Origin of the sequence: Marinobacter sp., from assembly GCF_040904845.1 — a bacterium.
GTDB lineage: Bacteria > Pseudomonadota > Gammaproteobacteria > Pseudomonadales > Oleiphilaceae > Marinobacter.
Genome location: NZ_JBBDSR010000053.1, coordinates 1 through 14,172, shown reverse-complemented (window position 1 = coordinate 14,172; position 14,172 = coordinate 1). Strand labels below are relative to the sequence as shown.

At 57.4% G+C, this 14,172-nt stretch carries 13 protein-coding genes and 1 pseudogene; 9 read left to right on the top strand and 5 right to left on the bottom strand.

Annotation, left to right across the window (positions count from 1 at the left end):
• The first annotated feature begins 64 nt into the window (after positions 1-64).
• From ccoG to WD429_RS06225, 5 genes are read left to right on the top strand one after another with little or no spacing between them, the layout of a single operon-like run.
• Positions 65-1,495 (top strand): cytochrome c oxidase accessory protein CcoG, encoded by a 1,431-nt coding sequence (ccoG, locus tag WD429_RS06245; protein WP_368421316.1) that lies wholly within the window; start codon positions 65-67, stop codon positions 1,493-1,495.
• A gap of 45 nt (positions 1,496-1,540) precedes the next feature.
• A complete protein-coding gene (locus tag WD429_RS06240) occupies positions 1,541-2,041 on the top strand; it encodes a FixH family protein (protein ID WP_368421315.1) in 501 nt (166 codons plus the stop codon).
• A gap of 5 nt (positions 2,042-2,046) precedes the next feature.
• A complete protein-coding gene (locus WD429_RS06235) occupies positions 2,047-4,494 on the top strand; it encodes a heavy metal translocating P-type ATPase (RefSeq protein ID WP_368421314.1) in 2,448 nt (815 codons plus the stop codon).
• Positions 4,495-4,533: 39 nt separating this feature from the next.
• Positions 4,534-4,761, top strand: a complete 228-nt coding sequence (gene ccoS, locus WD429_RS06230) for a cbb3-type cytochrome oxidase assembly protein CcoS (RefSeq protein WP_368421313.1) — start codon at positions 4,534-4,536, stop codon at positions 4,759-4,761.
• Positions 4,761-5,462: a sulfite exporter TauE/SafE family protein gene (locus WD429_RS06225; protein ID WP_368421312.1), complete on the top strand. Its 702-nt coding sequence runs from the start codon at positions 4,761-4,763 to the stop codon at positions 5,460-5,462. The genes ccoS and WD429_RS06225 overlap by 1 nt, the downstream gene beginning before the upstream one ends.
• A gap of 15 nt (positions 5,463-5,477) precedes the next feature.
• On the opposite strand, the gene ttcA is transcribed toward WD429_RS06225, so the two are convergent.
• Positions 5,478-6,392 carry a tRNA 2-thiocytidine(32) synthetase TtcA gene (gene ttcA / locus WD429_RS06220; protein WP_368421311.1) on the bottom strand — a complete coding sequence of 305 codons (915 nt, stop codon included), beginning with the start codon at positions 6,390-6,392 and terminating at the stop codon, positions 5,478-5,480.
• Between the two features lie 75 nt (positions 6,393-6,467).
• On the opposite strand from ttcA, the gene WD429_RS06215 reads away from it, so the two are divergent.
• Genes WD429_RS06215 through WD429_RS06205 form a run of 3 tightly spaced genes read left to right on the top strand, consistent with a single transcriptional unit; the run spans position 6,468 to position 8,874 of the window.
• Entirely contained in the window at positions 6,468-7,112 is a 645-nt protein-coding gene (locus WD429_RS06215) for a TetR/AcrR family transcriptional regulator (protein ID WP_368421310.1), read from the top strand.
• Positions 7,113-7,139: 27 nt separating this feature from the next.
• On the top strand, positions 7,140-7,823 hold the full coding sequence (locus WD429_RS06210; protein WP_368421309.1) for a DNA-J related domain-containing protein: 684 nt from the start codon (positions 7,140-7,142) through the stop codon (positions 7,821-7,823).
• 19 nt (positions 7,824-7,842) lie between these two features.
• The gene (locus WD429_RS06205; protein WP_368421308.1) at positions 7,843-8,874 is read left to right on the top strand and encodes a polysaccharide deacetylase family protein; all 1,032 of its coding nucleotides are present in this window, start codon (positions 7,843-7,845) and stop codon (positions 8,872-8,874) included.
• Between the two features lie 2 nt (positions 8,875-8,876).
• Here the strand turns inward: WD429_RS06205 and WD429_RS06200 are convergent, their stop codons facing one another.
• The 4 genes from WD429_RS06200 to WD429_RS06185 form a co-directional block, all read right to left on the bottom strand.
• Positions 8,877-9,884 (bottom strand): MalM family protein, encoded by a 1,008-nt coding sequence (locus WD429_RS06200; RefSeq protein ID WP_368421307.1) that lies wholly within the window; start codon positions 9,882-9,884, stop codon positions 8,877-8,879.
• 44 nt (positions 9,885-9,928) lie between these two features.
• Positions 9,929-11,554, bottom strand: coding sequence for an OmpP1/FadL family transporter (locus tag WD429_RS06195; RefSeq protein ID WP_368421306.1), 1,626 nt, complete (start codon positions 11,552-11,554; stop codon positions 9,929-9,931).
• Between the two features lie 37 nt (positions 11,555-11,591).
• Positions 11,592-12,542: a transporter gene (locus tag WD429_RS06190; RefSeq protein WP_368421305.1), complete on the bottom strand. Its 951-nt coding sequence runs from the start codon at positions 12,540-12,542 to the stop codon at positions 11,592-11,594.
• 118 nt (positions 12,543-12,660) lie between these two features.
• Complete coding sequence (locus WD429_RS06185; protein ID WP_368421304.1) at positions 12,661-13,461, bottom strand: C39 family peptidase; 801 nt, start codon at positions 13,459-13,461, stop codon at positions 12,661-12,663.
• Positions 13,462-13,695: 234 nt separating this feature from the next.
• On the opposite strand from WD429_RS06185, the pseudogene WD429_RS06180 reads away from it, so the two are divergent.
• Positions 13,696-14,172, top strand: a pseudogene (locus WD429_RS06180) (sodium:solute symporter); the annotation flags it as partial.

The following is a 14,172-nucleotide window of genomic DNA, read 5'->3' as shown; positions in this document are numbered from 1 at the left end:
GAGTTGAGAAGATCTGAAGCCCTGAGGAACCTCAGCGGCTATTATTTTTCATCGGGAGGTAACGATGAGCAGTGAGATACCGGTCAAACAGGTTGACCCATCCTCTGACACCTCCGACAACAACAACAAATCCGGAACCGTCGAGCTTTACGCCAGCCGCAAGAAAATCTACGTCAAGGAAGTGAAAGGCTTCTTCCAGCGCATCCGTAACGTCAGCCTTCTCGTGCTGATGGGTATGTACTTTTTGTTCACCTGGATCACCCTGGACGGACAACCTCTGGTTCTTTTTGACCTTCCTGCCCGGGAATTCCACCTGTACGGGATGACGTTCTATCCCAAGGATTTTTTCCTGCTCTCCGGAATGCTGATCGTAAGCGCCTTCGGCCTGTTCTTTATCACCGCTCTGTTTGGTCGGGTCTGGTGTGGGTACACCTGCCCGCAAACCGTGTGGACCTTCATTTTCATGTGGGTGGAAGAGCGGATAGAAGGCAGCCGGAACCAGCGCATCAAGCTGGATAAATTGCCACAGTCTTCCCGCAAGATAATGAAGAAGTCGCTCAAGCATGCAGCCTGGCTTCTGATCGCCCTGGCGACCGGCCTAACTTTTGTTGGCTATTTTTACCCAATTCGTGACCTGATTGCCGACATTTTTACCTTTCAGGCCAACGGCTGGGCGTACTTCTGGGTCGGGTTCTTTACCGTGGCCACCTACCTCAACGCGGGCTGGATGCGCGAGCAGGTTTGCCTGTACATGTGCCCTTACGCTCGCTTCCAGTCAGTGATGCTGGACCCCGACACCCGTGTGGTGTCCTACGACCCCAACCGCGGCGAACCCCGGGGTGGCCGCCGCAAAGACGCAGCCCCCACCGAGCGTGGGCTCGGGGACTGTATCGATTGTGGCCAGTGCGTACAGGTCTGCCCGACCGGCATTGATATACGTGACGGTCTTCAGTACGAGTGTATTGGCTGCGCGCTGTGCATCGACGCCTGTGACGAGATCATGGACAAAATGGACTACCCCAGGGGACTGATCCGATACACCACCGAGAATGAACTGGAAGGCAGGCCTTCAAAATTGCTGCGTCTTCGCACCCTCGGATACGGCGTGGTGCTTGCACTGATGATCGGTGCCATCGTGTTCGTGCTCGCCACCCGGATTCCGGCACAGCTCGATGCCCTGCGGGACCGCGGCGCGCTGTTCAGCTTTAATGGCGAGGGCCGGGTCGAAAATACCTACACCCTGAAGATTGCCAATATGACGGAAGTTCCCCAGACTTTCCTCGTGTCCGTATCCGGGATGGACGATATCCGGATTTTGACCGACACCCGTATAACCGTTGACAGCGGAGAGAACCTGGCGCTGCCAACCGTGGTCGATGTTGACCCCGAAACCATTGAACAAAGCAATAACACGATCCGGTTCCGCATGAGCTCAGAGACGGATCGATCACTGATCGTGGAAACTGAAAGCCGTTTCGTGGGTCCTAACCGCTAATCCGACCGCCGTGGCGGTATTGACTATATTCGAGAGACAGCCGACATGACCGAAGAAACTGTAAAACCCTGGTACCGACAGCCCTGGCTCTGGTTTCTGCTGGTATTCCCGCTGGCGTCCATCATCTGGTGCACGATCGCCATTACCGTCGCCATGAACACAGACAACGCCATGGTCACAGACGACTACGCCAAAGAAGGCCGGGGCATTAATATGCAGATCGCCCGCGACCAGAAAGCAAAAGACCTCGGGCTGCAGGGCGAATTTGAATTTTCTGAGCGGGAGATCAAACTGTCGTTTTCCAGCACCGAGCAGACGGATTACCCCTATTTGATTCTGAACCTGTTTCATCCGACCATTGCGGAGAAAGACCAGACTGTCCAGTTCACTCGCACCGGAGAAAACACGTACCGGGCCACGCTCAATCAGGACATTCAGGGCCGCTGGTACTTCGATTTACGCAGCCCGGACAACGACTGGCGACTGAAGGGGGAAACATCGTTGCCCTCAGATGATGCCATTCAGGTCGGCACCGCGAGCCGCTGATCGACGTGAAGGGTTTGTTGTGCTTTCACTGTGGAGAACCCGCCGACGGCGAGCCACAAATCACTCTGCAGCTTGACGGGGAGTCCCGTCATTTTTGCTGTCTGGGCTGCAAGGCGGTGTGCGAAACCATCCGCGCCGAGGGGCTCACCAACTTTTACCAGTACCGCACCGAAACCGCCGTTACACCTTCGCAACTCACGGATTCCGAACTCAGCCGTATTCGCGAGCTGGATCACGCTCTGGTTCAGGCGTCGTTCGTGTCTCCGGTCAAAGGGGGCCAGGAAGCGCAACTTTTGATTGAAGGCATAACCTGCGCGGCCTGTATCTGGCTACTGGAAAACCACCTGGCCAGGCAAGTAGGCGTGCGGGCGTTTTCCGTCAATCACAGTACCCAGCGCGCGCGACTGGTGTGGTCAACGGAGGAAGCGCCTCTGAGTGATCTGCTGATCGCCATTCATGAGCTGGGCTACCGCGCCCGCCCCTACCAGGCGGACGAAGCAGAAATGGCGCTCAAGACCGAACGCCGTACAACGCTGATTCGACTGGCGGTCGCCGGAATCGGCACGGTTCAGACCATGATGCTGGCGTTCCCCCTTTACTTTGAACTGATCAGTGAGCTGTCCGCAGACTTTGTCGCCTTCTTTCGCTGGTTCAGTCTGCTGGTGGCGACGCCCGTCGTGCTGTTCAGCGCCCGTCCATTTTTCCGCAACGCCCTGCGTGACTTTCGCAGCCGGCACCTGACCATGGACGTGCCCGTCGCGGTTGCCATCGGCCTCGCTTACACCGCCAGCGCCTGGGTAACCGTGACCGGAGGCGACGAGGTCTACTTCGAATCCGTCTGCATGTTTACTTTTTTCCTGCTGCTGGGACGCTACATTGAAATGCAGGCCCGATACCGGGCCGGCCTCACCGGCAACGCCCTGGCGGGTTTTCAGCCCGGAGTTGCCACCCGGGTGGTCGGTGACAGCAGTGAAATTGTAGCCGCCCACGCGCTCACAGCCGGTGACATTGTCCGGGTGCGGCCGGGAGAAATTCTGCCGGTTGATGGCACCATCGTCAGTGGCGACTCCACGCTCAATGAAGCCGCCCTGACCGGGGAGTACCTTCCCGAAACCCGTCACCCCGGCGATACCGTTCATGCTGGCAGCGTCAACGGTGAAAACCCGCTGGAGGTCAAAGTCAGCCATTCAGGGGCACAAACCCGGCTGTCTGGCATTTTGCGAATTCTTGATCGGGTGCAGGCAGAGAAGCCTCCTGTCGCCCGCATGGCTGATCGCATCGCGGGGACCTTTGTCAGCCGGGTACTGATTGTGACGCCATTGGTGTGGGTAGGCTGGTGGCTGGCCGGTGCCGATAACGCATTCGATATCACCCTGTCCGTATTGGTGGTGACCTGCCCATGCGCATTATCCCTGGCCACACCCACCGCCATCACTTCCGCAACGGTTCGACTCCGCCGCATGGGATTTCTGCCCACACGCGGCCACACCCTGGAGTCCCTGAGCGATGTCGACACCGTTGTTTTTGATAAAACCGGTACGCTCACCCGGGGCGAGTTGAACCTGATTGACGTTGCGATCACCGGATCTCACACCGAGGCCGACTGCCGACGCCTCGCCGCCGGACTGGAGAAACATTCCGAGCACCCGATAGCCCGCGTGTTTCACCCTATTCCCGGTCACCCGGTCACAAACGTGACCAACCACCTGGGGGGTGGGCTGTCCGGCACCTGGAATGGCAAGCCGGTCTTTATTGGTCACAGCGACTTTGTTCGAGCACGTTCTGATGCGACACCGCCAGAGACACCCGCCAATAGGGGCATGGATATCTGGCTGGCCACAGCCGATGAGTGGCTTGCCCGCTTTACCCTGGATGACGAGCCGCGCTCCGATGCCCGCGAAACCATCGCCCGACTGCAAGCCGCAGGTATCCGGACTCTGCTCCTCAGTGGTGACCGCTCAGGTCATGTAGAGCAAATCGCCAGCGCTCTTTCCATAGATGAGGCCATCGGGCAGGCGTCACCGGAGCAAAAGCTGGCCGTACTGGAAAAACTCGCGGCTCAGGGCCACAACATCATGATGGTGGGAGATGGCCTTAACGATCTGCCGTCGATGGCCGACGCGAGTATTTCCGTCGCCATGGGCACCGCCGCCGACCTGACTCAACTGAAAGCGGACGCAGTGCTGCTCAATGGCCAGCTGAGCCAACTGGTAAACGCCATGGACACCAGCCGCCAGACCCGCCGGGTCATTCGTCAGAATATGGGCTGGGCATTGGGTTACAATGTGCTGGCATTACCCTTGGCAGCGGCGGGCATGGTGCCCCCATGGCTCGCTGCGATCGGTATGTCGCTAAGTTCACTGGTGGTGGTTCTCAGCGCACTGCGGCTTGGCCGCACAGGTGCGGCCAAGCCATCAGACTCAGAGGCGGTTGGCGCGCCGGTCGCCTCCTGATACCGTCGCCTGGACACCCCTTTACCCCGGAGGTTCGCCGTGCAAATTGTGATGATACTGGTTCCTGTCATGCTGGTTCTGGTGGCACTGGGCCTGGTGCTGTTCTCCTGGGCCGTCAAAAATGGCCAATACGATGATCTCGAAGGGCCCGCCCACCGGATTCTCTTTGACGACGACAAAGACATGATCCCGGATGACGCCAAAACCCGTGCAGAACTCGACGAAGAAAGTGACCAATCTGATACTGACGATACAGCGCGCCACTGATGACTGAAGGCCTTTACCTTAGCTACTCTGGCGCGTTTCTGATCGGGCTGCTGGGAAGCACCCACTGCCTCGGCATGTGCGGTGGCATCAGTGCCTCACTGTCGATGGCGCTGCCAGTTGGCAAAGGCTTCCGGATTCGCCAGACGGTGATGCTGCTGGCCTTTAACGCGGGCCGCATTGGCAGCTATACCCTGATCGCCACGCTGATCGCGTTACTCAGTACCACGGCCGCGGCGCAGTGGAGCGAATTGGCACCCTTGCTGAGAGCCATAGCGGGCATACTGTTGATATTGATGGGATTGTCTATGGCGCAATGGTGGCAGGGCATTCGCCATATCGAGCGCGTGGGCGCGCCTGTGTGGGCCAGGGTTGCGCCACTGACCCGTCAATTTGTGCCGGTTCGTCACCGCTGGCAGGCTATCGCACTCGGCGCGCTCTGGGGCTGGCTTCCTTGCGGGTTGGTTTACAGCACCCTGGGCTGGGCCGCATTGCAGCCCACGGTGGGCAGTGCGGCGGCCACCATGGCATTTTTTGGTCTGGGCACCCTGCCCTCCATGCTGGCCACGGGATACGCTGCCACCTGGGTACGCGCGCTCCAGGGCAAGAAACCGATCCGGCAGCTCACCGGTGTGCTGTTGATTGCTTTCGGAATCTGGACCCTGCCCCTGGGAATGGTGCTCACCAGCGGACACGGTGGCTAGGAAAACGTCCGGCTGTCAGATATTCAGAACGTCCAGCCGCCCGAAATTCACGGTTTCCGGCTCTGCAGTGCCCGCGCCGTCAGCGGGTGTGCCACCCAACCGCTTGCCTTCGTGGAAATCATACAAGGTGCTGTCCGCAAGATGTGATGGCTCGACATTGCACATAGCCCGAAACATGGTTTCCAGCCGCCCTGGGTGTTGCTTGTCCCAACTCTGGAACATCTCCTTGATCACCTGACGCTGCAGGTTTTCCTGAGAGCCACACAGGTTGCAGGGAATAATGGGAAACTCCCTCAGTGCGGCATACCGGGCAATGTCCTTTTCCCGGCTGAAGGCCAGCGGGCGAATAACGGTGTTGCGACCGTCGTCGCTGTGCAGTACCGGAGGCATGGACTTCAGCTTTCCACCGTAAAACATGTTCAGAAACAGCGTTTCCAGCAAATCATCACGATGGTGCCCCAGTGCAATCTTGGTCACGCCGTGCTCTGCGGCAAAATTATAGAGAATTCCACGACGTAGACGCGAACAAAGGCCGCAGGTGGTCTTCCCTTCCGGCACTTTTTCCTTAACAATACTGTAGGTGTCCTTTTCGATGATGTGGTACTCGATGCCCATAGCTTCAAGGTACCGGGGCAGCACCTCTTCAGGGAACCCGGGCTGCTTCTGGTCCAGGTTGACAGCGATCAGCTCAAAGGATATTGGCGCACTTTTCTGGAGATTCAGCAGGATGTCCAGCATGGCATAAGAGTCTTTGCCACCACTGAGGCAGCACATGACCTTGTCACCGGCTTCAATCATTGAATACTCTGCAATCGCCTGACCGGCTTCACGACGCAGACGTTTCTGCAGTTTGTTGAATTCCAGCTTTTTTCTGCGGTCTGCTTCGGATGTCAGTGAAGGATCTGAATTGGCGGTCATTGCATCGGACATAAAAAACACTACGTTCACAGGATTGGTGAACGCAGGATTATACGCGTGAGAAACACACAGGGACAGGACAGCGACATGGATATGTTAACGAACTGCAGCGACACCCTTGGCAAACGGGAGTCCAACCGAATTCGCAACCGCAATGCCATCCTGCTGGCGGCACGGGAATGTTTCCGCAAGAAAGGGTATGACAACGCCACCATCCGCGACATCGTCAGGAAAACCGGTCTGGCGGCGGGCACTTTTTACAACTACTACTCCAGCAAACAGGACATCTTTGCCGCCCTGCTGACGGATTTTCTGAACCAGCTCAACCTGAACCTGACCCGCTACCGCAAGGCCGCCGGCACCGGTGAAGACTTCATCCGCTCAACCTACCTTGCGCTGTTCCGCGCTACCGCCGACGATCCGCTGGTGTACGAGCTCGCCCACCGCAATGACCAGACCATCCGCGAGCTGTTTGGTTCAGATCTTCTGGGGCTTGCCATGCTCTCGCTGGAAGACGACGTGCGCGATGCGGTCAACGGCAACCTGCTGCCCAATGTTGACCAGGACTACCTGTGCGCAGCGTTTTTCGGGGTGGCTTATGAAATGAGCCTGCGCGTCGCCAGGCGTACCCACAAAACGCCGGACAACGGGGAACGGGAGGCTCAAGCTGCGGCTCAATTTGCGGCGACCCTGTTTTTGGGCGGCCTTACACAACTGGACACGCTTTCCTAACGGCGATCAGTCCCCTAACATAGCGCCATGAACAAAAGCGCCCTGAACAAGCCTAATGAGACAGCCCGAGACAGGCCGGATCACCTGACGGCCACCGACAATCGGGAAAATCCGGTACTGGACCTGCAGATTCAGCACCTGCTGGTGGCGGTTGAACACGAGCTGCGGTGCAGCCCTGAAGGGCTGACCGAACTCGCACTGATCAAACGCCTCCAGAATAACCCGTGGCAGTTGATCGGCCCCGTCGAGTTCGCCGAACCCGCACAGCTCTACCCGGTTCATTTTTTGCTGTTCCACACTCTGTACCGCCTCAGAGACCAACTGGCCGGTCAGGGTGAAACCGTCAGTATTTCACCCCTGAACCTGCAACTTCGCGCCTGCGCTGTAGTGTCCGGTGTCGGCGTTGCCGGCGAAGTTGATAAACTGCGGATGTTTTATCTGGATCTTTCCCAGTATCAGTTATCCGACGACTACATTCGCGAAATGATGGACGACTTTTGGAACGGTCACCAGCGGCAGCCACCATTGAGGGAAGAAGCTTCTGAAGCTGCGGCAGCCCTGGGTTTTGAGCAACTCCCCGAGGATTTCTCCACGGTAAAACAGCGATTCAGGCGAGCCGTGATGGACGCTCACCCGGACCGTGGTGGCGACACCGAGAGTATTCAGAGCCTGAATCAGGCGTTCGCGGTACTCAAAGCGCATTTTCATTAAACCGATCAAGGGCCAACAGATGGTGACACCAACCGCACGTTATGTATTCGTCTTGCTGATGGCCGGGCTGTCCCTGGGTGCCCGGGCGGACCTTGTGGTTCTCCAGTACCACCATGTCAGTGATTCCACCCCGCCGGCCACCAGCACCTCTGTGTCACTGTTTGAGGGGCAACTGGGGGCCATTGCCGGCGAAAACCTGGACGTGGTTGCACTGCAAACGGGTGCTGAAGAAGCCCTTGATGGAGCGCTGGATGACCGCAAACAGGTCGCAATCACCTTCGATGATGCCTATGACTCAGTTTACCAAACCGCAGCGCCGATGCTGGACCGGTTCGGCTTCCCCTATACCATCTTCGTGAACACAGACGCTGTCGGTAACCGGGGCTATATGACCTGGGACCAGCTCAGAGAGCTGAATGAACATAGCAACGTGACCATCGCCAACCATAGCCACGAGCATGGCCACCTTGCCAAACGATCAGACGAGAGTGAGAGCGATTGGGAAGCGCGGGTGGACAAAAGCCTCGACCGGGCTCAGGCATTATTGAAGGAAGAGCTCGACATTGATGTGCCAATGTTTGCCTATCCGTATGGCGAATTCGACTCAGCACTGGAGAGAAAACTGGCCCAGCGTGGCTGGATTGGCTTCGGCCAGCAGTCCGGGGCGGTCGGGGCCACTTCAGGCCGCACCCGGCTCCCCCGTTTCCCGATGGCTAATGCCTACGGTCAGCTTGGCAGCCTGAATGACAAATTACTGAGCAAAGCACTGCCGGTAGAGGCAAGTACGCTGCCGGCCGGTATTCTGACGGAGAACCCGCCAACACTGGAATTCCGCCTGCCGGACCCCCTCAGCGCGAGCCGGCTGAGCTGCTTTGCCTCCGGTCAGGGACGCGTAGAACTGGAAACTGCAGAAGACGGTCTTATCCGAGTGAGGGCACCAAACGCCTTTAACAGCCGGCGGTTCCGCTACAACTGCACCCATCCCACCAATGATGGTCGTTATTACTGGTTTTCCCAGCAGTGGCTTGATCTGGACAAGCCGGAGGATTGAACTCAGCGTTCGCTGAGTTCGGTGACGCTCAGCTCACCCATACGGACATGTCGGATGGCCCGGGGCCCCCATTTATCCTCAATGATGGTCTGCCCCAGCGTATCCGCGGTTCGAGTATAGAGGAGGAGCCAACGCTCGCCATGCCCCGGGAAAACCGGAACAAAGGCTTCCAGATAGCCGCGCCGATGCCAGCTTTCCGGCACAAAGTCAGCCACCATGTCGGTGACAATTCGCACCGGCTTGAGATCGGCATTGAGCAACGCCAGCGATGGCACGAAAACGCCCTCTCGGGCGAAGGACCGCAACCTGAGAATAAAACCCTTGCGCTCTTCAGCCATCGGCAGGCGCACCAACAGGTAAGGGCTATTGCCCGTCATAAAGTCGTGCACTGGGGTTTGCCCATCGATGGTCAGGCCAAACTCGCGACTACCCTGCCATTGTTCGACTTCGCCAGTATCCAGTGACTCACAGCAGTGACTTTGCCACTGTTCAAAATAGCCACCGGATGGTTCGTCAATGTCAAGAATGGCGAACGCGTCGGGATCACCGCCTTCGGTGGTTGGTGCGGGTTCCGGTTGCGTGCCCTGTTGGTAGATGCTGGCCGGGGTTAGCTCGATGGGTGGTTTTATGCGGCCCTTCTCGACGGCGGACCGGGTATCCGGCTGGTAATAGCTGACACGGATGTTGCCGTCAGCGTCTCGCCAACTGAAATAAGGCGGGGGCTCCCCAGGGCGAACATAACCGTCGCGCTCAAGCTGAACACCGTCGGGATAGTTTTCCAGATTGAACTCTGATTCCGGGGCCTGGTGTTCCTGGCGGTAAGCTTCCGCTGGCGATGTCTGTTCCGGCTGGCGGTAAATGGGGGATTGCTGCACCCGTCCCTGTGCATCCACCCAGGTAAAATAGCCATCTTTACCGGCAGATGGCTCGCCAGTGCTCTGGCACCCTGCCAGCAATACCCCGGCCAGAGCCATCAGACACACCAGGTTCCGGAATCGTTTGCTCAACATAGGTGTCCACTACCTGACAGGCGTCACCTTCGCGCGCCGTGATCTCAGAATTTGGTCCGGAAACTGAGCCCCGCCATCACGACCCTCAACGAGGTTTTTATGTCCAGGCCCGCATACGGGTTATAAATGATGTTGGTGATATTGTCACAGTTTACGTTGCAACTGGTATTGGCGGGAATGGTCTCTATGGAATGCAGATAACTGAGGTTCATGTCGATCTCGGTATTCTTGTCCCATCGATAGCCCATACCCACGCCGTAAAGATTGGCACCGCCAAAGGGAGCCATGATAGAGCGCTGGTCGTCGGGAATGACCGAGTCCCGAATTTCGACCCCAGCCCTGAGGTCAAGCCGTGATGTCGCGTGAAACTCAAGCCCGAACCCCCAGTTCCACTGATCAGTAAAGCCCAGCGGCAAACGCAGCGTATTGGGGGTCGCATTATCCGGTGACAGTATTCTTGCGGCGTTGAGAAACTCGAGGTTACGGTCGAAACGGAACACAAAGGCATCCCACTGTTTGTAGTCTGTCCAGCCAACATCGACGTTCATGGTCAGTTTTTCGTGAAGATCCACGCTGATACCGGTCTGGAAATGTTGAGGGTAAACCAGATCCATACTGACGTTACCCGCTTCCCGCGGTGCACCCGAGGGCAGACTGAGGATCGCAGAGGTGATCGCCCCCAACACGGAACCATTTACGCTCTGCCAGAACCCGGACCAGTCATCCGTGTATTCAATCTCGAAGGTGCCCTTGAGATTCATGTCGGCTTCGGAGGTGTAGCTTGCCCCCCAACTGAACCAGTCCGCCGGCTCCCACATAACCCCGAGGGTATAGGTCGGCGACAGGGTTTCCTGGACGTTGATGCTCAGCGCGCCTATGTCATCCCACGGGCCCACGTTACCGCCACACAACGCCAGCCAGGGTTGAAGTGGCTCATCACCGCCTTCACAGTTGAACGCGTCCTGCAGGACTTCTGCCACCCCCAGCAGCATGTTGGGGGCTCGCATGTACTGGTCTGCGGCAATCCCCATATGGGACAGGTGAATACCGGCACCTACCGCCCACTCATCGTTGATTTCATACCCCACAGTCGGGGCCAGATAGGTGGTTCTCTGCAAGGCGGTTGCCTGCGGCATATAGCGACCAGGGTCGTCTTTATCGCGATAAAAACCGGCGGCCAGGGGCAGATAGAACGCGTTACCAAACGTCAGTTTCGAGCCCGGCGGGTTGATGCTGATGCCGGCAGAAGGCGCGATGGCTGGCCCCGGGGGAGCCCGCAGAATACCGTGACCCGGCAAGTACAGCGCCACGTTATTGGTATGGCTGTGCTTGTTGGCAACCGGGTCTCGCTGCTTGCCGGTCAGCGGGTCTTTTTCCAGGCCCTTGATACCGAAAATTTCGTAATCTTCGTCGGCGTGGAAATCGGCGTCAATATCCAGGTAGACGCTCATCAGGTTAACTTCAAGCTGGCGGCCTTCGAGCTTGGTTAATCCTGCCGGGTTATAATGGATGGCCATGATACCCGGTGGATCTGCGGTCACTGCGTTACCAAGCGCCAGGGCCTTGGGGTGTATGGTCAGGTTCTGCGCGAGCTGAGCCTCGGCACCACTGGAGATGGTCGCGGCAATTATGGCCCCGAGAATCTTCTGCTTGTGGCTGGTCATTCTCATGAAGTCTTCCCTTCCCGTAAAACGTCAGCGGCGTCGATCACTCTTTAAGGCCGGAGAAATTAATGGGCAGGGACACCCCCAGAGAAAAGTCCGGAGCATCCTCGGTGAGACCAATACCAAGACTGGTGTTCACGATGGTTGTATCGCTCACCCGGTTACCCAGGGAGATACTGAGAAAACCGGTCATCTGATCCTGAGCCATGGCCTGATCACCGTTGGAGAACGTGAGGCTGGTTTCATCGTTGTAGCTGAGCTGGGCCGACAGGCTCAGTGAGATATCGTAAGACAGGGAGTAGGCAAAACCGGCAGACCCGGACAACCCGAAACCGGGCTCAACCTGTTCCAGAAGCCGCCCGCCCCGAACCTGCTCAAGGCCGGATTCGGTCAGGTTATAGGTTGCACTCACCGAGCCAAACACCACGACCGGGTCCAGTACCTTTGACAGGCTTGCACCGCCACCGAGGGAGTAGTAACCGCTGCCGGTGGACAGCTGTTCGTTGATGTCGATTTCGTAGGGGCTGACCCCCGTCTTGGAGGTCAGCGAGCCGAACAAGGTCGTGGACATTTTGCCGGGCACATAGGCGAATGGCTGCCAGCGCGCGGTGAAAGAGATATCCCCGAAGTCGTAAATACTGAGTTCATCCTGGGTATCGTATTTCACCACCAGGGGCACCCGGGTACCCACCGTCAGGTTATTCAACAGGCCGTAATCGTAGGAAAACGCGTTGGTGAAGTTGTGCGTCGCCGATGGCACCACGTCCAGATTACGCACCGAACCATTGGTGATCGCCAGATCAAGGCGCTGGTCTGCAGTGTAGGAGTAGTCGAACGCATAATTGAGCGCGTGACTGCCCTTTTGCTGCAGGGAATAATTTTTCTCCGACGCCTGAAACACTTCCTCAAGCTGGCGAGTGGAGTCTTCGTCACCTTCCTGCTTTGACAGCGCTTCCCTCGCCTCGTCGACATTACCTTCCTGTGCCATCGACATTGCGGGCATCAAACCGGCTATCGAACAAAGGATAAAACCTCGCGTGAACCAACGATTCATCCTGACTCCCTTAATTCTGATTGTTTTATTCCTGCTCCCCGATGATCACACCGGGCTTTTAATTTCGGCGATAATGAAGCTGCTTCCGTGTATTTTCGACACTGCCATCCGGATTGTTCTTCTGACGCTCAAGCAGGTTCTGGATGCGCCTGGCGGTCGATTCGTGAAACTGAGGTACCTGTTGCAGGGCTAACAGTGTCAGCGTCTGGTCATCGACAAAGCGCAGGTCTTCGTCTTTGAGTTCGAGATAGTCCAACGGTTTGTCGCTGCCCGGAAACACGATAAACAGCACGTTGTCGTCCCATACTTCCTCAAACTGGGTGAGTGTGAACGAAATATTGCCGACTGCCGGATCTGCCAGGTATACACGGCCATCACGAATGGTTCTGAGCACCACAAAATGCTTAAAGCCGGCGTGCTCTATGGGAACGATGGCGGGGTGATCGAGGTCAATCAGATCTTCCATGGAGGCCCGGAATCCGCCAGAGGGGTAGCCCAGAGCGGTGACCAACCGTTTCATATCAAGCATCGAGAATGCGCGGCGCTGAACAATGCGCTCACTTTCACCGTAGTGCAGCAACCCCTCCATCACCTGACGCTCATTCAGGGTTCTACCCAGGTAGTGGTTCAGGATGGTCGTCAGGGCGGCGCTGCCGCAGCTGTAGTCATAGGCCTGGCGAACAATATTGCGGAATTTCTGCTCGACCAGAGGTTCAACCCGCACCTCCGTGCGCAGTTCGAGCGGGCTGCTGTCGACGTCCTGTTCGATAACCACGGTGCCTCTGTCAAACGGTTCCACCACGGTCGCTTCCTGCACCATGGTGAACGTAAGGATGGACCCGGCGAGTACCAGCAGCATGTCAGAAGAAGTCCCTGTTATTATTTGTCACGGTATTGCGCACGTTTTATTTTGTTACACGTTGTTACGGTAAGATACCGAAAAGGCGGGGTCCTTAAAGATAACTGTGCCTCAAATCTGTCGCTATAGAAGAGGCCTTGAAGTGCCGTTTTGAGAACGGGTTCAAGCGGCGGATGATCAACCGCCTTTAATGTGGCACTATTTCGGCCTTTTCCACCGGCGGAGCAAAGGTTCATGGTCTACACCACGACAGCGGCACTCGCGGTTGCCCTTATCCTGTTTACCTGGCTGGGCGTGAGGGCGAGAGCCGTCAACGGCGGTCTGGATGATTTTGTGACGGCGAGGAATACCCAGGGGGCACGCGCCCTGGGCCTGAGTTTTCTGGCTTCCGGCATGGGTGGCTGGATACTGTTTGCACCGCCGGAAGTCGGCGCTCTGGTTGGCCCACTCGCCTTGGCCGGGTACGCGCTTGGCGCGGCATTGCCGTTTATTGTTTTTGCCTTTTGCGGGCCGGCCATTCGTCGCTTTCTGCCCCAGGGCCGCAGTATCGGGGAGTTTGCCCAGGCCTGCTACGGGAACGGCGTTCGCCGCTATGTATCGCTGATCTCCGTGCTGTACATGCTCTGCTTTCTCACCGCCGAGCTCACGGCTATTGGCGCGATCACCTCACTGCTCTCATCCGTTAACGGCAACCTCGCCGTGATCGGGGTT